Annotated in this window: 15 protein-coding genes and 1 pseudogene; 9 read left to right on the forward strand and 7 right to left on the reverse strand. The window is 41.1% G+C overall.

Translation table 11 applies throughout. The features are described 5' to 3' along the window. The first annotated feature begins 108 nt into the window (after positions 1-108). From dndB to dndE, 4 genes are read left to right on the forward strand one after another with little or no spacing between them, the layout of a single operon-like run. Positions 109-1,188, forward strand: coding sequence for a DNA sulfur modification protein DndB (dndB, locus tag MSG36_RS08815; RefSeq protein ID WP_102488382.1), 1,080 nt, complete (start codon positions 109-111; stop codon positions 1,186-1,188). Continuing rightward, positions 1,185-2,819: a DNA phosphorothioation system sulfurtransferase DndC gene (locus tag MSG36_RS08820; protein ID WP_248367317.1), complete on the forward strand. Its 1,635-nt coding sequence runs from the start codon at positions 1,185-1,187 to the stop codon at positions 2,817-2,819. Before dndB ends, MSG36_RS08820 begins: the two co-directional genes overlap by 4 nt. A gap of 8 nt (positions 2,820-2,827) precedes the next feature. Beyond that, positions 2,828-4,840 carry a DNA sulfur modification protein DndD gene (gene dndD, locus MSG36_RS08825; RefSeq protein ID WP_248367319.1) on the forward strand — a complete coding sequence of 671 codons (2,013 nt, stop codon included), beginning with the start codon at positions 2,828-2,830 and terminating at the stop codon, positions 4,838-4,840. Next, positions 4,840-5,190, forward strand: a complete 351-nt coding sequence (gene dndE / locus MSG36_RS08830) for a DNA sulfur modification protein DndE (protein WP_102382456.1) — start codon at positions 4,840-4,842, stop codon at positions 5,188-5,190. The genes dndD and dndE overlap by 1 nt, the downstream gene beginning before the upstream one ends. Positions 5,191-5,245: 55 nt before the next feature. On the opposite strand, the gene MSG36_RS08835 is transcribed toward dndE, so the two are convergent. From MSG36_RS08835 to dptF, 5 genes are all read right to left on the reverse strand, one after another. Then, the gene (locus MSG36_RS08835; RefSeq protein ID WP_248367321.1) at positions 5,246-6,808 is read right to left on the reverse strand and encodes an AAA family ATPase; all 1,563 of its coding nucleotides are present in this window, start codon (positions 6,806-6,808) and stop codon (positions 5,246-5,248) included. Beyond that, a complete protein-coding gene (locus MSG36_RS08840) occupies positions 6,805-7,998 on the reverse strand; it encodes a DUF262 domain-containing protein (protein ID WP_248367322.1) in 1,194 nt (397 codons plus the stop codon). The genes MSG36_RS08835 and MSG36_RS08840 overlap by 4 nt, the downstream gene beginning before the upstream one ends. A gap of 109 nt (positions 7,999-8,107) precedes the next feature. Continuing rightward, positions 8,108-13,192 carry a DNA phosphorothioation-dependent restriction protein DptH gene (gene dptH / locus MSG36_RS08845; protein WP_248367324.1) on the reverse strand — a complete coding sequence of 1,695 codons (5,085 nt, stop codon included), beginning with the start codon at positions 13,190-13,192 and terminating at the stop codon, positions 8,108-8,110. Beyond that, positions 13,173-14,513 (reverse strand): DNA phosphorothioation-dependent restriction protein DptG, encoded by a 1,341-nt coding sequence (dptG, locus tag MSG36_RS08850; protein ID WP_248367326.1) that lies wholly within the window; start codon positions 14,511-14,513, stop codon positions 13,173-13,175. Before dptG ends, dptH begins: the two co-directional genes overlap by 20 nt. A gap of 1 nt (position 14,514) precedes the next feature. Further along, on the reverse strand, positions 14,515-16,110 hold the full coding sequence (dptF, locus tag MSG36_RS08855) for a DNA phosphorothioation-dependent restriction protein DptF (RefSeq protein WP_248367328.1): 1,596 nt from the start codon (positions 16,108-16,110) through the stop codon (positions 14,515-14,517). A gap of 317 nt (positions 16,111-16,427) precedes the next feature. Here dptF and MSG36_RS08860 point away from each other — a divergent pair, with 317 nt between their 5' ends. From MSG36_RS08860 to MSG36_RS08880, 5 genes and pseudogenes are all read left to right on the forward strand, one after another. Next, a complete protein-coding gene (locus tag MSG36_RS08860; RefSeq protein ID WP_102488390.1) occupies positions 16,428-17,285 on the forward strand; it encodes a WYL domain-containing protein in 858 nt (285 codons plus the stop codon). A gap of 21 nt (positions 17,286-17,306) precedes the next feature. Beyond that, a pseudogene (locus tag MSG36_RS08865) lies at positions 17,307-17,978 on the forward strand (hypothetical protein); the annotation flags it as partial. Between the two features lie 560 nt (positions 17,979-18,538). Next, positions 18,539-18,883 carry a hypothetical protein gene (locus MSG36_RS08870; RefSeq protein WP_248367330.1) on the forward strand — a complete coding sequence of 115 codons (345 nt, stop codon included), beginning with the start codon at positions 18,539-18,541 and terminating at the stop codon, positions 18,881-18,883. Between the two features lie 601 nt (positions 18,884-19,484). Then, the gene (locus MSG36_RS08875) at positions 19,485-20,477 is read left to right on the forward strand and encodes a tyrosine-type recombinase/integrase (RefSeq protein WP_248367333.1); all 993 of its coding nucleotides are present in this window, start codon (positions 19,485-19,487) and stop codon (positions 20,475-20,477) included. 167 nt (positions 20,478-20,644) lie between these two features. Then, positions 20,645-22,273 (forward strand): hypothetical protein, encoded by a 1,629-nt coding sequence (locus MSG36_RS08880; RefSeq protein ID WP_248367335.1) that lies wholly within the window; start codon positions 20,645-20,647, stop codon positions 22,271-22,273. 85 nt (positions 22,274-22,358) lie between these two features. Here the strand turns inward: MSG36_RS08880 and MSG36_RS08885 are convergent, their stop codons facing one another. Then, positions 22,359-22,790, reverse strand: a complete 432-nt coding sequence (locus tag MSG36_RS08885) for a hypothetical protein (RefSeq protein ID WP_017633219.1) — start codon at positions 22,788-22,790, stop codon at positions 22,359-22,361. Next, positions 22,783-24,051, reverse strand: a complete 1,269-nt coding sequence (locus MSG36_RS08890) for a site-specific integrase (protein ID WP_248367339.1) — start codon at positions 24,049-24,051, stop codon at positions 22,783-22,785. Before MSG36_RS08890 ends, MSG36_RS08885 begins: the two co-directional genes overlap by 8 nt. Positions 24,052-24,214 lie beyond the last annotated feature (163 nt).

Genomic DNA, 24,214 nt, shown 5'->3' on the forward strand with positions numbered 1-24,214 from the left:
TCGCATAGATAAGACTAAAGCATAACAAACTAAAAGCTTAGTTTGTCAAAATATGACATACCAACTATGGTTTATGTCATAGACAAATAACATAACTTAGAGTTCACTATGCAAAATCAAGATTCAGGCTATTGCTATTCATTTCCAGCTGTCAGAGGTATTCAAGCAGGGCGTCCATTTTACATTGCGACATGTCCTCTTCGAATCATACCTAAGATTTTCAGTTATAACGAAGATGATGTTCCACCAGAGCTTAGAGCTCAAAGAACATTAAACAAGACTCGTATACCTGAAATGGTCAAATACCTACTCGACAACCCTAAAGAGTACGTATTCTCAGCATTAACAGCATCGGTTGGAGTTGATATATCTTTCCACGATCATGAAGGTGCGCCTAATTTAGGTACGCTTCAAATCCCGATGGATGCGCAGATTCTAATTAACGATGGCCAACACCGTCGTAAAGCGATAGAAGAAGCACTAAGAGAAAATCCAGACCTTGGGCAAGACAACATTCCAGTATTGTTCTTCATCGATGAAGGTTTAGGTAGAAGCCAACAAATGTTTGCTGACTTAAACAAGTACGCAGTAAAACCTAGTCCATCTCTTGGCACTCTCTACGATCACCGAGACGAAAGCTCTGAATTAGCGCGTGAATTAGCAGCTAAAGTGAAACCATTCATTGGAATGACTGAAATGGAAAAATCCAACATCAGTCCAAAGTCGAATAAGCTATTTACTTTAAGCAGCATTAAACAATCAACACGAGCACTTTTAAGTAAAGGGCCAAAAGATGGTTTCACTGAAGAAGAGAAGCAGTTAGCGTCTGAGTTTTGGGAAGAGGTCACTCGCCATATTAAAGATTGGCAAATGGTGATCGACAAACAGATATCCCCTGCACAGCTTCGACAAGAATACATTCACGCACATGGTGTCGGGCTGCATGCGATTGGCGTCTTGGGTAAACACCTGTTGTGCCAAGAACCAAAACAATGGAAAGAAAAGCTTCAGTTACTAGGGAAGGTTAATTGGTTGAAAACCAACCCTGAATGGATAAAGCGCAGCATGAACCACGGCAAGTTGAGTAAATCGAATATCAATATTCAGCTCACAGCAAACGCACTTAAAATTGAACTTGGGTTACCACTAACCCCAGAAGAAAAAGCTCTAGAGAAGCAGTTATCATGATACACGAGCTAAAATTGGCAGAAGATCTCGCCGAAGAATACCAAGAATTCATCAACGCTGAAGAGTTCGCAAATAACAAACTCAGCTACTATGTTGCTGACGTTCAACGCGTCTATTGTGCAGACAACCGCCCATGGGTGATTGGCTACAGTGGTGGTAAAGACTCCTCCGCTATCATGTCTTTAATCTATATGGCACTACTTGGCTTAGAAAAAGAACAACGCCACAAACCCGTATTTGTCGTTTCATCAGACACACTGGTCGAGACACCTGTTGTTGTTAACCACATTAAAGACTCCTTAGCTGCGATACAAAAAGGCGCCAAGCGCGACGACTTGCCAATCAGCTGTCACAAAGTTGTACCAGAGTCAGACCAAACGTTCTGGTCAAGTCTTCTTGGTAAAGGCTACCCAGCACCGACACGTTCATTTCGCTGGTGTACAGAGAGAATGAAGATCGATCCGGTTAGTGACTTCATCAAAAGCAAGGTATCTCAATTTGATGAGGTGATTGTTGTATTGGGCTCACGTAGCCAAGAAAGTGCCTCGCGTGCTCAGGTTATCGCTAAACACAAAATTGATGGCTCTCGTCTAGCTCGCCATACAACGCTAGCCAATGCATTCATTTACACCCCTATTGATACATGGGCTGTTGATGATGTTTGGAAGATCTTGCGTTTATGTCACCTAGAGACAAAAGAAACGCCACTAGGTATTAGAAACATCTGGAAAGATGACTATGACCTAGAATGGGAAAACCCTTGGGGCGGTAAAAACCTAGTACTTTGGAATCTATATAAAGACTCTTCAGGCCAAGGTGAATGCCCAATGGTGATTGACGAAACTACCCCCTCTTGTGGTAATTCTCGTTTTGGTTGCTGGACGTGTACCGTAGTAACCAAAGACCGAGCGATGGAAAGCCTTATCCAAAATGGCGAAGAGTGGATGGCACCTCTTCTTGAGTTCCGTAATAAGTTAGCAATGACGACAGACCCAGCTAACAAAGCAGAGTTCAGAAACCATAAACGTCGTACCGGTCGCGTAAGCTACCAATACGCGAAAGAAGGCGAAGATATTGCTAGCGAGCGTAAACACGTCCCTGGCCCTTACTGGCTTAAATACCGCCGTCAATGGCTCCGCGAATTACTAGAGCTAGATAAGAAATACAAAGCTGAAGGCCGAGAGATTGAGTTAATCACAGTGCCAGAGCTGCATGCTATTCGCCAAGAGTGGATCCACGATCCAAACGAACCGGATTGGGATGACTCTCTACCAACTATTTTTAAAGACGTTTATGGCTACGACCTTGATTGGGTGTATGACGATAACGCAAGTTTTGGTAAAGATGACGCACAGCTGATCCATGAGCTTTGCAATAACTTCGATGTCGAACCTGAAATGATCATGAAACTCATCGAACTTGAGGTATCTATGGAAGGTTTGAGCCGTCGTAGTGGCATCTCGAACAAGATCGCATCGCTATTGAAACGAGACTGGGGAAGCTTGGAAGAAATCAAACAAAAGCATGCTTCACTGCAGAGCAAAGCCGAGTTTGATATTCACCAACAAGAAATTGAGCGCTACAACGAACAGCTTGCTGACCTAGATAAACAGCTTCAAAAAGAGTTTTAAATACTGAAATGTTGATTACAAAACTAACTTTAAACAACTTTCGCGTGTTTCGCGGTGTGCATGAAATTGACTTGCGCCCAGCCCCAACTCGTCTAAGTAAAAGTGGCCCTATTGAAGGGACCGAACGACCTATCATTTTGTTTGGCGGCTTAAATGGTGCCGGTAAAACGTCAATACTGACAGCAGTTCGCTTAGCACTTTTTGGGCGTCAATCATTTAGCCAATTACTTTCAAATGGTGACTACGTTGACGCTTTATCGGAACTGATTCACAAAGGTGTCGGCCACGGTGGAGTTCAAGATAATGCATCGATCGAGCTTGAGTTTAAATACAGCCAGAACGGCGAAGAAAACACTTATAAAGTGATTCGTGGCTGGAAACGCGGTAAGAAAGATAATCTATGCCTTGAAAAAGACGGTGTTCAAATACCAGAGCTCAATTACGAGCAGTGCCAAGGCTTTCTTAATGAACTTATTCCAACGGGTATTGCTGATCTGTTCTTCTTCGACGGCGAGAAAATCGCAGATCTAGCTGAAGACGAATCTGGAACAGTTTTAAAAACCGCGGTTCGCCGACTACTAGGGTTAGATGTCATAGCTAAGCTTAAGAGCGACCTGAATATCTTCCTAAAAAAGCAAGGGGCTGCAGCTTTAAATCAATCCCTAAAAGAAGAAATGGATAACCTCGAGAACACTCGAATTAAACATGAAAGAGAATCAGAGAAACTCCGTTTTGAAGCTGACCATGAAGTCTACAAACAGATTGTTAGCATTAATTCTGATATCCAAGTTTTAGAAAACAAACTTGCGCAAAACGGCGGTGCTTGGGCAAAAACCAGAGAAGATGAACAACAAAAAGCTGAAAGCTTGCTGAAAGAGAAAGTGGAGCTTGAGAAGCAGATTCGTATGGAAATGGAAACCAACCTTCCATTTTCACTTGCTCCGAAAGCAATGCAAAGGCTTCAAACTCAGATCAAACAAGAGCAACAAGTTAAGAAGAAGCAGAGCTTTGGTAATGAGCTAAATTCATTCTTAGAAACCCTATGTTCAAAATACCCTAGTTTTGATACTGAGATGGCCCAAAATGCAATCGCAGACAGCTTTAAAGCACACGTCGGTGAGTTCAATTCAACAGAACTTCTTTTGGATATATCTGATCGCCAAGCGAACACCATCGATTACCAACTATCAAACTTATCACAAGATTCTTTCTCTCGTTTTGACAAAGCACGAGTACGTCTTCAAAAAGTTGAAGAAGAGATCGACAACGCTTCCAGTAATATCGCGCGAGCTCCCGAACAAGAGCAGGTACAAGAGTTGTTTACAGATGTCCGTGCTTTAGATAAGAAGAAAGAAAAACTGATTATTGAATACCATGACTTGCTAGAAAAGGCTAAACGAGAACTTCGATTAGCACTGGAAACTGCTCGCCAAATTCAAAAGCTACACGATAAGCACAAAGATCAATCCAACAAAGATCAAAGTGTTAGCAACGCCCAAAATTCTATCTTATTGCTAGAAAAGTTTGGTGAACAGCTAACCAAAGCGCGTGTAAATCAGTTAGAAAATGAGTTCGTACAATCATACAAAAAACTAGCTCGTAAAGAAGATTTACAGCTAACCGCTTCTATCAATCCAGCTACGTTCGATGTTGAGTTAGTTGATGAGCACGGTATTAAGATAAACCGCAAAGCGATGTCTGCAGGCGAAAAGCAGATCTACGCTATCTCGATTCTAGAAGCTCTTGGTCGCACATCTGGTCGTAAGTTGCCAATCATCATTGACACACCACTAGGCCGACTGGATTCGCACCACCGTGACAAGCTGGTTGAGAACTACTTTCCTACAGCAAGCCACCAAGTGGTAATTTTATCGACAGATACCGAAATCGACAGAAACTACACAAGCCTAATCCAAGACGATCTAGCTCGTACTTACGAGATCTGTTTCGACGGCACAACCAAATCTTCAAGGTTGAAAGAGGGTTACTTCTGGAAAGAATCGATTAAGGAGGCAGTGTAATGCTACCTAACCGTATGAACTTAACACGCTCTACTGAAGAACAGCTTAAAAAGTTGAAGGGCTATACTGGAGTCACTCCCAACGTTTCGGCACGTATTGCTTTCTTCCGTTCTATCGAAAGTGACTTCAGATACCAAGGCCAAGAAGCTAAGTTAGACGGGCCACTTGTACTAGACAAATACACTTGGCTCGGGGAAACAGGTGAGGTGACTGAGCTAATGCTGAAAATGTACTACCCAGAGCTTGATACTAAAGAGTATCAACAAGCTTGGGCAGCACATGTTGAAGATGGGATTGCTTCTGTGCGTAATCACAAATTAATATCAGCCTTAGCAACTAAGATTGCTTGATTTTAGCTAAAATCATATACAAAAGAGAAGCAGTACGACTTGTACTGCTTCCACACTAGGCCAATATTAGCCCAGCGCCATTAAATGTTACTTTAACCTTATCTGTACCTAGCTCATCGAATTTATCTCTAATGGAACCGACCAACTGTTCACTAGAAAACCTAATGCAAGTTCGCTCAATGGTATCCAAGTCTATTGGGTTCCCTCTAAGAGTCAAAGCGATTATAAACTGAGTTGCTAAACTTCTATTGTTCTCATCCTCAAACCACTGCTTTATAACTGCACCAGTTAACTGTTCAAAAGTAACATTTATATCTTCTGCAATTCGATAATAACGCTCATGATGATCCTCTAGTTCATACTCAGCGATAGCTTCTGATAACCTCTGAGAGTTAACGTTTAACAAAGAGGCCACTTCCAATGAGAAACAATTAAGAGTAGACCATAACTCTTCTTCAGGGTTTTTTGAGTTTTGTGATGGTAGACAAATCGCATTAACTTCTTTGCCCATTAATCTAGATATTTTCCTACTTTGGTCAGCGTCAAAGACTGCCATCAGATCAAAGAAAGGTCTCTCTGATGGTTCAAAATGCTTGATAATCTTTTCCATATTGGAATCACAGCGTAAGCCCAATACTTCTCTTATATCTAATAATTCGGGAGAAAAATAATTTACAATGGACTTTAGCTTTAATGACGCAAAGTAGTCCTCTACAAGGTAGAGTCCCTGCTTATTCGAAGCCAACCCTAGCGCTTTAAGATATCTATTAGAGCTTTCCGGCTTTACTGCTAACGAACAAGTGCCATTACGATAAAGCATTCTCGTATTTTTCAAACCGACATTACTAAGTATATGCTCTGAATGTGTGGTTAAGATAGTCCAGACTTTTTTTTCTGATAGTTTGTAAACTAGATAGTCTAATAGTTTTTTTTGACTATATGCAGCTAAGTAATTCTCTAGTTCTTCAAGAAGTAATATTGAACAAGGCTCAATCCAATCAATGTACCATAGCAAGAACATACATAAATGCTCTCCCATACCCATACTAAGTGAATTATATTTAGTTCCATCAGAAAGCTCAATTAAGAAATAGGGAAATGTATATTCCTCATCAAGAGCACTTTCTATTTCATAAACTTCAATTTTTTTGTATGGTTTCCCGATACAATTGGATATTGATTTTAGAGTTTTACTCTTATTCAAAAATCCATTTGACTCAACTCCTTCAAGGAACTCTTCAAAGTTCTGAGTGTTAGTAATAAAATCTATTATTTTTGAGCATTCGAAAGAAGGGTCTATATAATATAATTCATTTACATCTAGGTTTGGCTCATCTTCTTGAACATTATTTCTCAACAAGGACAAGAGTACCTCAGAGTCCTGAGTAATTTTAGGGTTGGTAAATTCATTACAAAGTGATTCATAAATAACTTTTAACAAAGTAGATTTTCCAACTCCATTTTTCCCGCAAATAGCGGTTAAACCGGATTGAAAGTCCATTGAAAAACTTCCATGAAAGCCCACCACATTTTCAAAATTAACTTCAGTTAGTTTTAGTGGGTAATTATCTTGTTCATTAACTCGTCTCCACCCATCCCGAATAGCAGCATCTCTCATCGCTCATTCGCCTTCCAATAGTCTAACTTACTCTCAACAACATACTTAGGTTCAACCCCTTCTCTCAGCTCTTCAATTACACTCAGCAAAGTTATTTGATCTTCCCTTTCTAGTGGCAGCTCAATCCTCGCCTGACTGCAAGATATCAACTGAATCAGGTCTCTAGCTAAAATAGAACCAATAGACATCACTCTAGATGAGGAGCGTTCAATGTATATTAATAACAACTCTCTTAAAGTAGCTTCACTAAAGCTAAAGTGTTCAATAACCCAGCTTGGAATTGACTCGTTACTCTTTACAGCACTTCTTCCAACTTCCAAAGCAAAGAAAGACCTTGCTATTTTATCAAGTTCAACACTTTCATACTCTAGATATAAAAAGCAAAAATTATATATCCAGTTTAATGATGATGCTTTTGTTAATGATGGTAAATATTCATACTGCCCCTTAACTTTGTTAAAAGCACTTAAGCAATCTATAGAGTACTCAATAGATTCAATAATATCTTCATTAACTTTTTCATCATCACGATATCGACTATTTAAAATAGACTCGCTAACTTTCGCTCTTAATGTATCTGTTTCGAGGAACACTATTATCCGAGAAAGTAAATCATTGTATGACATCCGAGAGTTACTAAAGCCTAAGATATCTTTATTTACTTCAACTTCATCCATTTTATCAACTAAAAGAGAAATAGAGTTTCTTACAGAACCATAAATTGCATTTCTAGCCTCTGATGAAGTTAATTTCACAGTCTGATTTAGTCTGTGAAATAATTCACTAGGTTCTCCTGGGTTATAATTATTTATTTCATTAATTTTCAGCGTATACCGGTCAAACTCCCTTTTAACAACTGAATCCAAATCTCTGTAACGCTTCCCATGCAGTGCCTGAATAAAGTCATCTTTAGGCTGTATATTTCCATCTATTGTATATTTATTCTCAACAAAATCTCGAATCGCAGTAAGACGCTGCTGTCCATCTAGCACTTCGTAACTACCATCATTCATGACTACGACGTGGACTGGTGGTATATGCCACTTTCTCAAAACTGTATCTATAAGTAGCTTCTTCTTAGATGAGTTCCAAACCTCTCCTCGCTGAAAGTCTGGCTGGAGTAGAATCTCGCCTTGTTCAATATCATCACAAATTCTTATTAGACGTTCATCTCTTTCATCAATATTCATATCACTACCAACAAGTCAAATTATATGCACTTAATTATACATAAGCCCTAATACATTAGTATTAGCATGGTCAAAAAAAAGCCCTAAAAGGGCTTTTAAAATCATATATTTAGTGATGCAACTCCCAAAATGCTCTATCTCTCATTGGGAGTATTTTTTTGGCTCCATCAATGTATAAGCTGTAGTGCTTCTCTAGCTTGTTGATGGTTTCCATCAGCTTCTCTTGCTCAGCTTTTTCGTTTACACCGAACATGGCTTTTAGCTCTTGCGGGCGAATCTTCGCCACGCGGTGAATTACCCATGTAAGCACGTAGCTTGAGTAATCGTTCTCGCCTGTTTGGAAGTGAGTGATGTCTTGTGTAGAAAGAATTACACCTACCCCGTACTCGCGGCCTTCCTTTAAGATCTTACGTAAGCTTGGGAAGTTCTGAGACATGAAGTTATCCGCTTCATCCACCAAAATCATCTTGGTGATTTGACGGAAGTCGCCTTGTACTTCAGGCTTACCTTTCTTCTGCATTTGCGAGTAGAAAAGATCTAACGTGAGTGCTACTACAAGGTTTTGGATCTCTGATGGGTAACCAGCCAGTTCAACCACAGTGATGCCATCAACCAAGTCATAAAGGCTCATGCACTTAGTGTTGTCGTCTTCAAAGATCTCTAACTCATATAAGCTCTCAAGTGCCGCATATAATGAATCTTCATCAGGTTCTGTTTCAATGAACAAGTCCCATACCTGTGAGATTGTCGGCGCTGCTTTTGACCAAGTGTTTGGATCCGCTTTACGAATACCGGCTAACTCATACGCTTCGCCCACCAGCTTACGCAAACGCAGTTGCTGTTTTTGCCCTAAACCAAAGGCTTTCCCCATGGTTTCAGAGAAGCCACGTGCGGTGTGCACAGGCAGCATTGGCGTATCACCAAACAAGCTCAGTGGGTTATATGGCAGTTTGTGAAGGTTAAACTTCTTACCCGCGGTCGCTTGTTGAAACTTGTCGTCTACATAATCAGATTTGTAGTCGAAAATAAGTATGCCAATAGGCGCACCGTTTACGTTGTCAACTTGGTTGCGGTAAAGCTGAGTAATCACCGACTTGGTAAACTGCGTTTTACCCGTACCCATAGTTCCAATAATACCGGTATTGGTATTCATGAATTTAGCAGTATTGGTTGGTTCCCAGTTCAATGGTGCTTGTGTTAGCGCATTGTGGCCAAATAGCACGTTTAGGTTGCTATTAGACTCGACCTTCATAGGCTCAACGGCTGGCGTTACTTGCTCTTCAACAACAGGCTGTTCAGGCAACACTAATTCTGTAGTTTCAATCTCATCAGATACCACCACTGTTGGCTGTGATTCAGCTTCAGGGAGTTTTTCTAATCGAGTTTCACCATTCAGCACATACTCACTTGGTACATGGCAAAGTTTCACTACATCTAATTCGTTCAACACTTCTTGCAGCGGAGTTTCCACCAAGCCAGGAAGTAGTCCCATCGGTAGGTCGACTTTTAACACACCTTCCATCATTTGGTAGTCGGGTTGTAAACAGCCCGCCCCTTCAAGGTGGCTAACCACAAAGCCCTCTGGGTAGTCTGCGATTTGGCCAAGTGAATAGTCGCCTCTTAGCCACTCTTCTTTGTTAGCAAGTAAGTTATCGAAGTAATCATCTGCAAACACCTTGTATAGGCGATACTTGTCGACTTGCATCAATACTTGGCGCATAAATAGGCCACGGTAAAGCTTGCTCGCTAGGTCATCATTTCCTAGTAAGTCTTGGCTTAAGTAACGCAGTAGCTCTTTCGACTGTTTAACGGCTTTGTTGTAATTCGGCACCGAGCCCGTTTTCACTTCAACAGGTAACAAATACATGTCTTGGTCTTTAAAGCCAACTAGCAATACATCGTCAGAAATTTCGCCTTTCTTGTAACCTTGAACATTACGAGAGAACTCGCTGTCGGACATTTTCAGGCCAATATTACCCGATACACGGATCATTTCAGCGACAGACAACGGCACCCATGTAATGTCTGAATCATGCACTAGGCTAGTCACAAATTTGTAGGCACCAATCACGCCTTTGCGCTCTTTATTGATGGTTGGCGCACAGGTCATCATTTTCAACAGCCAATCACCGTTGAACGCATTGAATTCATTAATTTGGCCACCATCACCTTGCTTGATGACTTTCTCAAACAAATCGCGTTGCGCAGTAACGGTGATTGCATCGTAGCTAGATGAGCTAGTGTACTGATCTGAATAGTGAATCAATACTACGTCTTCATTACTGTGGAAGAAGTCCAACGTAACCTTAGGATCAATAATGGTCGTCCAGATAGAACTCTCGTACGAACGTTCTAGTAAACCTTTAAAGTCTTCACTGACTGCTAAAGCAACCGCGTTTGCACCGTGATATTGAGTATTCGGCTTGAGAGCAGGTTTTAACAGAGCACCGACGTATTTAGCCATCATCAAATGTGGGTAGTCTTGGTAATCCGTTCCCTTCAAGCCAAAACCCGTAAAGTATGAGCCAGATTTACTTTCAGAAGCATCACCCGTTAGTAGGCCGTCACAAGCTATGCCTGATGCCATATCTTCAATCGCAATGTCTGAGCAATCGACTTTGTCGTTATTACGGAAAAAGGAAAGATGCGCATAAGACTGACCATCTTTTTCAGCTTGGGCATTAGTGAACTTACTGTAAGTTAGGCGCGTGCGAAGAATATCGATAATAGTATCGGCAACCTCACGCACTTTACCTTTGTTTAGCTCTAGCCACTCTTTCAGCTCATCGTAGTTCGCCGTTTCTGCGAATCGGTCAAACGCATTAAACGCTAACTTGTCGTCATACAGATTGATATGAATCGACGCAGCCTGATCTTGGTTACTGCGGACATAATCCACCAGCCCCATAAATAACTCTTCAGCGCTGTCTTGGTTCACCGCATTAACGATAATGCTCCTCTCAGAGCCTGTGAACAGTTGGCTGAATGCCGTTTGGAACTCATCGATTTTCTCTTTTACTAACTTGCGAACGAACGTAAGAGAGCTTTTCTCTTGAGGTACACTCTTGATCCAGAACGCGTTCTCTTTGACCTGTTGGTTATAAGAGAACTCATGTTTTGGATGGTAAACGTATGGCAATAAACCTTTTGGCGACAAGCGTTCAAACGTAACATCAGGAAGCTGAGTAAAGCTCTTGTCATTACGAATCGAATTTCTTAGGTTGAGGTAATAAGCCAAAATCAGCGGGTGGAAGGGTGAGTAGTACTCTTCACCTTCAGATTGTACCAAACCGATTTTCAACGCTGATTTTTGCTCTTTGGTCAACATGCTACCCGTTGGGATCGCTGCAAAATACGCTAAGCAAGCATCAACTGTGTTTTGGACAAGTGTTGTAAACTCATCGCCCCAAGATGCCAATGATGGCGTACTACGGCGTTGTTCTAGGTAATCAAAAAGCTCAACGTAAGATCCATGAATAGCATCATCAATCACTTGTAGGTCATCGAGCTTGATCGCCCCTGAATCAGCAATAGACACTACTTTGTTGTTAATGAACTCTTCTTCCCAACGCAGTAGCTTTAAACGAACACCCGGAACAACGAACTCACTGTTATCGATGCCTACTTTGCCTTTTTGAGAATAAAACTCACCGTTATATTCATCTTTGAAAAGCTTGTGATAACGGCCTCTATTAAGCAGTAAAGGCAAACTCAATGAATCAGTCGCTACTGCACCTTCAACATTAAACTTAAGCTGGTTATCACCTGATTTAACGGCAAAATCTATTTCATCAGCTTCATTGGCTAACGCTTCAAAATCCACGGCGGCGTAATCTGCTGCATCGACAATCTGTTTAGCATCAAGTAGTGAACATGCGCTGCCTTCGTTAGCTCTGATTTGCAGTTTGTTCTCTTCCATGTTCAAGGTTAAGCGCTGCTTCGCTGGTGCAGGTTCTACCAAGAAGATGTTCTTGAACGGTTCAATATAGAACTCGCCTTTACGAACCACTAAACAACGGAAGTTATAAACTTCAGATTTGTTTTCACGCTTTAGAGCCAAGTTAAAAAATAGTGGCTCATGCTTGTACGCACCTTTCAAGCTAGCTCGTGTCGTTTTTAGACCATTCAGTGTGGTAATCACTTCTTCATTATTGAACGCTTTTGCTGGCTGGATTTTGAATTGGCTTTTATCAAGATTGCTCGCACCTTGGAAGATCAGCTTCAGTTCAAACTCATTTACATCTTCATCTAATTCGATGATTAAGTGGCGATCACGCATGCCCGCTTTGGTCTCAGCACGGTTACGAGCCGTGATGGTCATACCGTCACTAGCTTGCTCCTCTTCAAGAACAAGCTGCTGCTGAGCATTGCGCTTTTTCTCTTGTAGGAATGCTTCAAACTCAACGTCTTTCCATGCATCCGTTTCTGAGAAGTTCTCTTTAACAAACTTCTCGCCGAATGACTTTAAGCGATCTTGAAGCTGCCCGCCAAAGTGTTCAACTTCGAAAGTGAGCTCTTCGTATAACGCGCGGTTGTCTTCTAGACGCTTTTTGATTTGCTTAGGGTTACCACTCATTTCAGCTACAAGCGGATCTTCAAACATGCCCAACTCATTGAAGCGCAAGTCACCGTCTTCAACGGCCTTGTATAGAGACTCAAAACCAAACATGGTTGCGCCATCTTCTAAAATGGCATCAAATTGATCATCAAGCAGGCAGTTTGACACATCGCGCCCTTTGTCTTGCTGATCGATTAACCCTTTCATTGCCGCTTTGATCTTTGATGCGCTCCAAACTTGTCCCACTTGAGCCAAGTCTTCTGCAGAATTAATCAAGGTATCAAGCAAGCTGTTGTGGATCACCACTAGTGCGCAACCTTTTAAGTAGCCTGATTGACTCGCCACTTCGTCACGCAGATGAGAGATGTAGTTTTCAGTGAAACCATCAAACTCTGCTGGGTTTTCGCTATGAATCATAGGAACGATTTTACAGCCTGACAGTTCAATGAATGGCAACTTGATATCGTTAGTTGCATCAATAATATTTTCAGAATGAGCCGTCATCGCCTGATACAAGCGCATGCTATTTTCATTATCTGGCGACTTAAACTGATAGCGGAAACCTGCCTTAATATGTGTTTCAGCATCCGCTAAAAACTGTTCTACTAGAAAGGTCTCAAATTGTTTTACGGACATATACTGCGTCTCCACTATCACTCATGCGCTCTACGTTACCAATGCGCTCATAGAATTTAATTAGTTCTTGTTCTGTTTGTTTATCAACGAAAATGCCACGTTGCTCAAAGGCTGTGATCAGTTCGTGGAAACGGAGTTTATCCTTTTCTCCAACAACAAGGTTGGTCAATAAGATGATGTAGTCTTGGTTGAGCACTAATACTCGACCGCTGCGGCCTCGACTTTGAATGAAGTGAGACGCTAGGTACTTTTCTACTTCTGACACATACTTCTTGTTGATATTGAAACGTTCGCCGACGCTAAACTGTGCGGATGCGAGCTTCATAATGTTACCGAGCCAGTCGAGCGCCAGTTCAGATTCATCTAGAGCTGTGTCGAGATTACGCTGTGACTTAAACGCTCTGGCAAAGTTTTCTAGTTGTTCTTTTAAATGCGTCGATTTCGACTCTTGAATACCCTTCGATATCTCCCACAGGGGTACTTTTATCGCGCTCTTATCTCCAACACCCGGCTGAATTAGCTCAAGCATAGTCAGCATAGGGAACAGTCGAGTGGCTGACTCATTAAACAGCTTATAGCCATGATTTTTAATATGAGTACGCTCATTACTGGCACGCTCATGATCCATAATGAAATAGAGAGGCTTAGCCACTGGCTCTTGACCACTGCGCCAATCTGTTAGTGCTAAACTCAGCTGCGCAATGTATGCGAAACCATAAAAAGACAGGAACGACTCTATTTCACTAAGCAGATACTTAGGGCGACTTGCCAAGAATTTCAGGTCGTCACGGAATGCTTTCGAAAGATAAGGTAGATACGGTTTCTCGCTTGCTTGCAATGACGAGTCAGACTTCATTTTTCCACGAAGCGTAGAAAGCATTTCACGTTCAATAAAGTTTAATTTGGCATCAAACTCTTCTACACGCATGTTCTGAAGTAAATTGGTGTACATAGAAGCAACACGTGAATCACCTGCTGCAAATTCACCTTTTTGAGCACGGAACAGAAGGAGCTCAGGGCTCACAGTAAAGATGTCTTTGTTTTCAAAATACATCTCTTTTAGCACTTGCCAAAACTCTTCTTCACCAAGCTTTTCTTCAAACGCACTTTGGCAATCGGCCACAAACTGTTCGTAGCTATAACCTTCTACCTTTTTACGCAGAAGCCCACGTAGAACCAAGCCGATGACAGCATCAAAATCAAAGTCATTACCCTTGGTTCGAATAGGTAAATAGCTGCTTAGGCTGTTTTTATTCGGCACGCCTTCCGCAGTTTGTGGCAACGATTGATTAAATGGTTGGGTGTAATTATCCATTGTCATTTTATAAGCCACTCACTTCGAAATATTCATCATCTTCATTCACGATCTTGTAGCGTTTGTCGTTTTTCAGAATAAACAGAGTATTCTTTTCGTTCGCTACCGTGATGATCTGCTCTATTACTTCATCCAACAAAAGCACCGCATTTTTGTCATGCTTATTCGGACGGTACTCTTGGTTGATTTTTTCCAATAACTCCAACAAGTTAATACTTATCGGCATTGGCAGAAGCGAATGTTCGTCGACTCGAATATGAGCGTTAAATGAGCCTATCTTGCTCACCGCTTGTGTTTTAATCGATGAAAAATCAGGTTTCACTTCTAGTTCAGCCGCTGTTTTAAAGCCGTTGTATTCAGAGACAAAAAATTGGTCTTTATCAAGTGATGGCGAATTGCGGTTACAGTAGCGATGCACGGCTGAAATCAGAGTATCTTTATAGAATTTATTAAGCTCTTTTTTCTGCTTGCCAGAACCATCAAATTCACGATGGAGTAGCCAAATGTTTGCGTATTGATCCACCAATGAATTATCAAAATCTGCTTTCAGCTCATTGATATAACTATTCGCAAATTGCTCTTCGTCTTTCAACAGATAAACCATGCGCAAGTATGAAGCAGCAGTGAGCACATCAAATACACCTAGTGCTTTCACCTGATCTTTAAGTTGTGTAAAGCCTTCATCTTCAATTCCCAAACCAAACTGAAGAACAAACTCATCTACTTTGCGAGTGTGGATGTTGCTTGGATCAAAACTTTGAATATGCTCTAAAAGCTCGTTATCTGAGCCAGAGAATAGGTTATCGAACAGGTAGTCATCGCCCGCTAAGATCTGGTACACAAAGTCCAGTAGCGCTCGTGCGGTTAGGAATTGATCTTTGATTAAGCGAGCTTTCAGAAGCAAGGAAATAATATTCTTCTGCACAGATTCTAGCCCTAGCAACGCATAGTTTGCCGTGAGCTTGCTGTGACCTAGCTTTTGCACTTCACTGTCATATAGTGCGTAAAACGGGTTATCTAGCGTTGGCTCAGTTAAGCGAGCGAGAAACTTAGCTGCAAAGTCAGAGGTACTAACTTCATGGCCCAGAGTAAATTTTGGGTATTGCTCGAAATCTAAGAAAATATGGTTCGTTGGAATATCGTCCGTTTTGTTTTCCAAGAACGCTTTTATCGAAGCTTTAATATCGTCATGTTGTTCAGCACCTTCCTCAGCATAGTTGCCTAACATTCCGATATTAATGCCAACAACAAGTGGCTTATCATTTCCTTTGAACTGTGAGAATCGCTCATCCAACGCATTGATTGCCGTCTGATTTGGGTTAAAGCTGTGTGTCGCATCCAGATGGAATTCATGTGTCGCTTTATGCTTCTGGCTGTACTGAGTCAGAATCTCAGATTTACCATCACCACTACTGCCACACAAAAAAATGATGTCACTTTTTTTAGAAGACAAAAGCGACTTTTTAAAGTCCACTTCGATGTTTGTAGTGATGTACACATGGCTTTTATAATCAGCCAGAAGATCTTGATTTTGCTCTCTTTCTGTACTTACCGCGTAGGGCGATGATTTAGAAAGTATGCTGAGGGCTTTTTCTAAGTTCAAAGGAATCTCTTCAAAATTTGATTAAACGGACTTTTTTGTGGAGATAAATAGTATCAAACACGGAAAAGTAACGGTACTTACAACCATAAAAAAATGGAATGAGTGGATGAATCAGCGCCACCATATGCAAATTGTTTATCTTACTCGCTTTACAAACAAATATTGTATTTAGTATTAGAAAAGTATGATTTGGCTTACATTGCGTTACGTAACACTCGGCAATTTTAACCGTTGAATGTGTACTATACCCATGTAAAAAATGTACGTATATTCTGTACACATCAACATGTATCATTTTCAGGCATTAGATAATTGTTATGACAATAAAGTGGGATCAGTTACTGCGCTTCAAATTAATCGAGGTTGTTGCATTGTGGGAGGGTCGCGTTACGACTAATCACCTATGTAACTCTTTCAACATTAAGCGACAGCAAGCCTCTAGAGACATCAAAGCTTATCAAGAGCACTTTTCTACTCCACCACTTGTTCATGATCGTAGTATTAAAGGCTACCGACTTACTGATCATTTTGCGCCAAAGTTTACGAAAGGCACCCCAAACGAGTACTTATCGCTGCTGCACAAATACAACAACGACCATGTAGACGGCTTTAATTTAAAAGATCTGGGGTTCGCAGACTCTATTGTCCTTTCAGTCCCAGATCGGCAGATAGCCCCCATAATAGTTCGTAGACTCCTTCAAGCAGCACGAGAAAGACGCAGAGTTGATATAGAATATGTATCAATGGATAACCCTGAAGGGCGAGGCAGAAATATTGTACCGCACACTATCGTATTTGATGGGTTTCGCTGGCACGTGAGAGCATATTGCGAAGAAAGAAAGATGTTCTTAGACTTTGTATTGAGCCGATTTAGAGGTGAACCTGAGCTGCTCAACCAATCAGAGATTAACATCGAAGACGATAAAGATTGGGCTACAGAAGAAATAATCGAAATCATCCCAAATCCACACCTTTCACCAGCACAACAGCAAATAGTGAAAGTCGACTACGGGATGCATGATGCGCCATTTACAATTGACTGTCGACGAGCATTGATTAAGTATTTGCTCAAACGTTTGGATGTCTGCGTAGATACTAAGAAGCTCTCTTCAGCTCCCAAAAAGTACCAATTAACCCTAGCGAATCCAAAGAATATAAAACGCTGGTTGCTATAGTGGTATAACAAGACATTCCCCATAGGTAAATACTCACACATAGATACCCCATTCAACCTGCACCACACCTGTTGGTTTTGTGGTTAACCTTCCCGTAACCTTGTTGAATTTCCTAAGACAGCGCAAGCAGCTGCCAAGAATGGCCATTCACCGATAGCACTGCCGGCTTGTAATGAGTGTGCGAGAATTAACTATTCAAAAAATCTGACCGCAATTTGGTCGGTGCGCGATCAGATAAAACACACTCTGATAGACAGGTACGCTAAGCACCTTGGCATCGGTGAGAACTGGACGGAGCAAGAACTTATTGATTCTGATTTCTCGGGCTCGACGCTTGGCGGGTTTGGGCGCAGCGCTTGGAAGATGTATCAAATAGCCAAGCAACACGACGATTGTAAAGGCTAGCCTTTGTCGCTTGATGATATCCCACTTGAGATATACGACGAAACCAGCGGCTTTGAGTTCGACGGTACTCGTTATGCCTCAATCAATTCGTGTATCGACTATTTCACCAAGTCGGCTGGGGTAGACAAAGAGCTGTTGTTGCAGCTTGTCGACATCGTTTCATCAGACCGATTTAGCTACGCACTGCGAATCGCCAAGTTGAACAAGAGTGTTTTTAATATCAAGCGCTCGGAGATTGTCGAAGAGGTGATTATTTCAGGCTCAATTGCGCCTGTATTTGCCATTCAGTGAGCGCAGGCAAATAAGGTTAAAGATTTAATCTTCCTGAGCACCGTAGATGTGTAGTGGGTTTGAAAAATAAGCCACATAGTAAATACGTTAACACGATTTATGGAACCCACTCCCCTCAGCTAGTCTATATTTAGCTGAGTGGAACTAACTCTGAGGGCTGCATGGTTAAGACCGTATTGCTTTCATTTGGTTATTTTGAAATGAGGTTTAGGCATAAAGCTGCGAGAAGGAGTGAATGTAGCAGATCTAATCGTAGGTTCTAGATTTAACCCCACGAAATTACACCCCCTTGTGAGTTTGTGGCGCTTTTTGAGCGATTCACAGGTCAAAAATCAACATGTTCATTTTATGAAAGAACCGCACAATGATACCCATTTTCATACTTTGTGAATTTTGTGTTATATGAATTTGCTAAGCAGCTATCAACAGTTAACCTGACGTTAGCTAGCAAAACAGAATCGAGGGGCTTAAACTAAACAATGTCACTGCTGCAGTTTAATCGTCTGTAGTTAGTTGTAAAACTACACAAGTATTCAAGAAACTGTATCAGGAAAACTATGCGATATTTTAGTAAGCGCTATAAAACGAAGGCCAACACATTGCTGCATTTAGCCAAGATAAACGACCTCCCTTTGGGATTTGTAATTGATACCTTGAAAGGCAGAAATGTCCTAAAGCAAGACGAACGCTATAAAAAGCGCGATGGTCAGCGTGTTGTTTGGGGCGAAGCTGATATAAGTTGCTCTACCGCTGCTTTTCCTCTGGAAACCCTAAAAGGAAAACGCTTAAACTCTTTGGTTACATGCTTCACACTTGAGCAATTCCATGCTTTGGAAGAGCGTTATGGTCATTGTCCTGAGAATATAGCCGTCGAAGCAATTGCTGCGCTTTCTCCAGTGTGATAGATGTTCAATCTCGCACTCTATAAAACAAGGTAACAACGTGTTTGAAGTAAGTGACTAACCATTGCAGCTTATTACCCCCATATAGGGCATCATTACATTTGTCATTCTGTAATGCTTTACATACTCCCAGAGCTTCTCTTGCTTTAATCTGTTGGCTCTTTTTGCCTCTGTAAGTGCTTCAATCGCTACCATTCTTTAGGTGGTGCACACAACACTGCTATTGGGCGAAAAGAGCTAAACTCATGAAAAAGAGCCAACTTCCTACATATCAAAATGATTCAGATAAACAAAAAATCATGAATTTCATATTTCAATAGATAATGTCAAAAAAGACACCTGAATTAACATTATTAACTAACCATAGTAATTAATTATGGTGGTTTTTGCTGGTTAAAACTCACTAATAAGTTAAATAGATTGATTGGTTATATTGTGCGATATCGCTTAATTACTTTTTCAAGCGATTGTTATTTAAGCAATAATGTTGAGGTGTGTATTTATTTTATAGTAAAATCATGCACTTATGATTCATCTGTGTTATTGACGATTTTTTTGTAAATCTGTAGCGTAGATCTCAAATAAAAATGAGGTTTGCATCATGAAATGCAGAGATAAGTTTTTGTTTCGCACGGTAGCAGAAACAATGTTCGAACTTGAAAAGGGAACTTACGCTAACTCAACAATAAAAGCATGGAGATCTAAGCTAAAACGTATCGTAACGTTTTTCGGAGAACTAGACATTCGAGATATCGTACGAAGCGGTATTCTTCGCTACTTACATGCACACAATGATCTTAAAAACAAAACGCTAAATGAAGACCTGACACTTATTCGAAAAGTATTCACGTTTGCTGTTGGGGATCGGCTTATTACACAATCTCCAGTTGATGGTATCCATAACTTACAAAATGCTCCCATTAGCTGTAATCCATTCACACTGAATGATATAACCCGTTTAACTCACCAAGCAGCAGCGTGCTCAAGTGTTAAAAATGGGGTCCTTCTAGCTTGCCATACAGGGCTTAGAAAAAGTGAGTGGTTGGCACTAATTGTTGATGATTATGACCCAATAAAAAGAGAGCTTAAAGTTGAGAGAGCTTGCGTAGTTAATCACTTTAAAAGGCCAAAAACTACGGGATCAAAGCGTAGGATTCAATTGTCTAAGACAGCCCAAAAGATAATTGAAAACCAGTTAAGTTTAATCTTTGATTTAGCGACTCAAGAAATCCATATCACCGAAAATGATCAAAAGACCCGAACCAAACTTACCGCAAAACCTCTATTCCCTAATCTTAATACAGGGAAATTTTACCAAAAAGATAAAGCAATAGATCGCACCTTTAAAAGCTGGCTCGTTGCAGCCAACGTAGCTCATCGAGGTGCGAGTCAGGCCCGTCATACATTCGCATCTCAAGCTATTTTGAGCGGGGCAAATCTTTATTGGATAAGGTCTCAACTAGGGCACAACACTCTAGACATGCTTTATAAGCATTACTCAAAGTGGATTGAAGAAGACGCAAAAGACTACCCCAACCTGATTGATTTACACTTTCAGAAAGCTGCAAATTCGGTCGACAAACCCATCCTTTAATTTGCCTCATTCCGGTGTCTCGACACCGGCTTTCAAAAAGATAACGACATCGTAAACCAAGGACACTTTCGCAACACTTTTACTGCGTAAAAGATGAACGAAAGCTTCTTGGTGGGGGCTACGCCCCTCAACCCCAACACAACAACACACAACCCGAGGACTACACAATGAAAAATAAAGCCATCACATGCTTTTTTTCAACGCTTCCGTATTCCGGCACAGCAGAAAAACAGGCCAAGCTTAAGAAGTCAGCAGGACATAGTATCCGAGATGAAAATGCGAAATCTGAAACCATTGAATGGAATCCAGATCTCAGTCACCTCAACGAAGTATATATCAATAACCAATGGACGAAACTTGATGAATTGAGCAATGACGATAAATCCCAGTTTATCGAATCTATAAGACTTCCTCAGAAACCTCAAGAAGGCCTAACTAAATGTAAACAAAGAAAGAGAGCATATAAGAAGAAACTAAAAGCCGCTTTACAATCAGAAAAGGGAAATCCCGAGGGGACTAATTTTATCGCTAAGATTTTAGGCACCCCTGAACATGTCCCGCTTAAACTCGACTCTTTGCTTAATGAAGCTAGGAGTATTGATTTCTCTCGCAAGAAGCAGAGGCTGAACGCTTTTGAGAAGTACATTTCACTTCATAACAAACTGGTTTCGTTCCCTAAAAATTTGAACTCAAACTTGGTAGAAGAGTCGATTTTTGTCATCCCACACCGAAATGAAGTTTCTCAGGACCTTGTTTGTGGCCGTGAAATGGCTGAAGCACTGATGGATTATTACCGCCTCTACTTCAAAGAATATGAAATCATCTCAGTGTTTGTTCATAGCGATGAAAGAAGTCTCAATGAAGATACTGGGGAACATGTCCACCTCTTCCTTAACGCGCAAAATAGCCGAACTAAAGAGTGGGATCTTAGAGTAGCCAAAGCAAATCTAGCTCAAATGATGAAGAACTTCTTGGACCACTCACACTCGCCAATTCAATACAGGAAAGGAGCGTGCTTTACAAGAAGGGAGCAATCAGAGCATGGAGCGCTGTTGCAGGAATGTTTTCGGCGGTTTATGAATAAAAACCTCTTCATAGAAAAAGGATTGAGCATGGAGTTCAATCAAGAACTTCAGAAAGATAAACAAAAAGTAAAAGAAATGCGCCGGCAAGGAAAGCAAAAAAAAAGTGAAAGGGATTATAATTATCACACTAGAATGCTGGAAAACGAGCAACTGCAAATTGAGCAAATAATCGCATTGAAGCTCGAGGAGTTGAGCCAATTAAATCAACACATCAACGAAGTTAAAAATAAACAAAAGGAGGAACAAGAAAAAATAAGGAGATTACATGTAGATATAGACTTACTACGATCGGCCACAAACACTGCAACCAATCAACTGGATACAACCTTAACCGATCTATCAACAGTCAAAGAACAGCTCAAAACGGCAGAATCAAAAGCTCTACACAGTGAAGAAAAAAATGAACAGTTAGAGAAATCGATCTCATATCTAAAAAAGGTGATTGCTAAACTGACTCATACCGTTATGGAGACGTTAGCTCCCATCTTTCAAGATCTGATGAAATTATTTGTCTTTGAACAAAGGGATGAGAAAGAACTACTGACTTTATTAGAAAGAAGGATGTCAGCTCACATGACAAAATTGGATGGAAACCCAATACAGCAGGCACTTGTATGTGGGATGAAAGACGCCCTCCTAGATAATAGGGAAAACCTGAACACTGCTTCCCCCAAAAAACGGAGAATGAGTGCCGACCGAGAGTTCGATTGATAAGGTCTTCATAATAATTTAAAAGGTAAATCTCGTGAGCTCTAAGGTGTTCACGAGATTTGGTTTTTCAAAATGACATTGAGAGTCAGCGCTTTATATTAACTTGAATTTCTACTCCTGACACACGATGTACGAAAGTAAAATGCTCTTGGCTTCTAGTGCTAATAAGAACAATCCCTTTCTTTGACATAATGGTCCAATAAGGTAGAACAAAGGCATCAAAACACTCTACGTGTGACATGGGAGGAGGGCTTACGAGCCCTGCAATTTCTCTCAGTGTTTCAAAGTCACCAAACAGTGCCTGCTGTGTTTGCCAATCTATTCCTAATGCCATTAATGACATAGATGTTGTGCTTGGCTTATCTTCGAGGCGCTCAAAAAGCTGATAGAGGCAGTGGATATCTTGATAGTCATACTGTTTTGATAACGCAAGCAACGAGGTTTCATCCCCTTCAAAATAGCTTTGCTTGAACGCCTTATAAACCGTGTGCAACTCATCATAGTTGAACTTACTCATGTGAGCCTCCCAGTTGAAGTGAGAACTGGTTCACCGCACTAAGCATAAGTTTCAGTTTTGTTTGCTTACCATATCGGCCAAATGTCATTGAGGGGTGATGATGGCCAACGATATCAGCGACTGTAGACTCAGCCACTTCCTTTTGCTTAAGAACATCAATGAAAGTGTGACGGAGGGAGTACGCAGTAGGGCGTTGCCCTGCTTTCAATCCGATCTTAGATAGGAGTCTGCCGAATTGTTGGCAATATTGTTGGCTCCAGTCCTTGTTGAGACCCAGTGGCTTGTAATCGAATAGATCGGTTTTGCTATTGTTCTTACGAAGCTCAACATACTCAAGAAAGCCATGTTTGATTAGACTCTGATGAATGGGGACTTGTCGCAGAGCATAACGATTCTTGATCCGCTGTCCGTGACCTTCATCTGTTACGTTTAAGTAAGGGACTGGACCGCTAACGACCACGTCTTCTGTACGTAGCTGACACACTTCATTCGGCCTCATCCCCATGTACGTGAGCAATAAAGTAACCCAGTAGAAACCATTATCCACTTGCTGAAACTGCTCAGATGAGAAGAGTGTTGAAAGCTGACTGTCTGACCACCTTGAGCGCTGCTTATCAGCTTTTATAGACTTCTTGAAAGTCGCTTTGATATCTGCAGACACGTTTCTTTCAATCAAAGACATGGTCGCACACCAACGTATAAATTGACTCAGCGCGGCGTAGTAATCTTTACAGCTTTTTGCTGAAAGACTAGAGCTATTGAGAGTCTTAATGTACTCCATCAGTGCCATCGCAGTTATTGTTGATAAACCAGATGGCGTAGTGCTCTCAAAGAAAAAGGTAATGCGCTGTTTCAACTGATGGACAGTCAATGCACTGACCCCTTGAACCCCTTTGAACTCTAGAAAGTATTCTAACGCTTCACTCCAATGCTTTTCTTCACTCAAACGCTTAGAAGTATGACTTATGGAAGTTATACAACCTAAATGTAAGCGATCGTCCTGCTTTTGTGATTGTAAGTTCAGGTGGTGGGACAAAATGCCTTTTAGATGCAACTGAAACTCTGAAAAGCACAGAGAATCTGTAGTACGAAAGGCCTCTTTGACAGCACTGACAAGGCTTAAGCCAATGACTTTAGCTAGCTTAGGGTCTTTTGTTCGAAGGCTAATTTTCAGATCGAATGGGAATCCCAACGCTTTCAATTGTGCTGGAGTACAAATCCGTGCGTAATAGACGCCGTGGGGAGATTTTTGTATATACATTGACTTACCTCGTTGTTTCGAAGCAAATTCAAGTCTTACAGATACAAAAAAAGCCTTTGATAATCAAAGGCTTTTTTTGATGAATAGTGGTGGAGGGATAGGGATTTGAACCCTAGAACCGCTATTAACGGTTGCCGGTTTTCAAGACCGGTGCTTTCGACCA

Source organism: Vibrio sp. 1CM8B, from assembly GCF_023161685.1.
GTDB classification, from domain to species: domain Bacteria; phylum Pseudomonadota; class Gammaproteobacteria; order Enterobacterales; family Vibrionaceae; genus Vibrio; species Vibrio coralliirubri.

What these genes read in the sequence shown, in the direction of transcription:
- dptH (WP_248367324.1), bottom strand. Translation starts at nt 13,192, where the DNA reads ATGTCCGTAAAACAATTTGAGACCTTTCTAGTAGAACAGTTTTTAGCG.
- dptG (WP_248367326.1), bottom strand. Translation starts at nt 14,513, where the DNA reads ATGACAATGGATAATTACACCCAACCATTTAATCAATCGTTGCCACAA.
- MSG36_RS08880 (WP_248367335.1), top strand. Translation starts at nt 20,645, where the DNA reads ATGAAAAATAAAGCCATCACATGCTTTTTTTCAACGCTTCCGTATTCC.
- MSG36_RS08870 (WP_248367330.1), top strand. Translation starts at nt 18,539, where the DNA reads ATGCGATATTTTAGTAAGCGCTATAAAACGAAGGCCAACACATTGCTG.
- MSG36_RS08840 (WP_248367322.1), bottom strand. Translation starts at nt 7,998, where the DNA reads ATGAATATTGATGAAAGAGATGAACGTCTAATAAGAATTTGTGATGAT.
- MSG36_RS08890 (WP_248367339.1), bottom strand. Translation starts at nt 24,051, where the DNA reads ATGTATATACAAAAATCTCCCCACGGCGTCTATTACGCACGGATTTGT.
- dndD (WP_248367319.1), top strand. Translation starts at nt 2,828, where the DNA reads ATGTTGATTACAAAACTAACTTTAAACAACTTTCGCGTGTTTCGCGGT.
- dndB (WP_102488382.1), top strand. Translation starts at nt 109, where the DNA reads ATGCAAAATCAAGATTCAGGCTATTGCTATTCATTTCCAGCTGTCAGA.
- dndE (WP_102382456.1), top strand. Translation starts at nt 4,840, where the DNA reads ATGCTACCTAACCGTATGAACTTAACACGCTCTACTGAAGAACAGCTT.
- MSG36_RS08820 (WP_248367317.1), top strand. Translation starts at nt 1,185, where the DNA reads ATGATACACGAGCTAAAATTGGCAGAAGATCTCGCCGAAGAATACCAA.
- MSG36_RS08835 (WP_248367321.1), bottom strand. Translation starts at nt 6,808, where the DNA reads ATGAGAGATGCTGCTATTCGGGATGGGTGGAGACGAGTTAATGAACAA.
- MSG36_RS08875 (WP_248367333.1), top strand. Translation starts at nt 19,485, where the DNA reads ATGAAATGCAGAGATAAGTTTTTGTTTCGCACGGTAGCAGAAACAATG.
- MSG36_RS08885 (WP_017633219.1), bottom strand. Translation starts at nt 22,790, where the DNA reads ATGAGTAAGTTCAACTATGATGAGTTGCACACGGTTTATAAGGCGTTC.
- MSG36_RS08860 (WP_102488390.1), top strand. Translation starts at nt 16,428, where the DNA reads ATGACAATAAAGTGGGATCAGTTACTGCGCTTCAAATTAATCGAGGTT.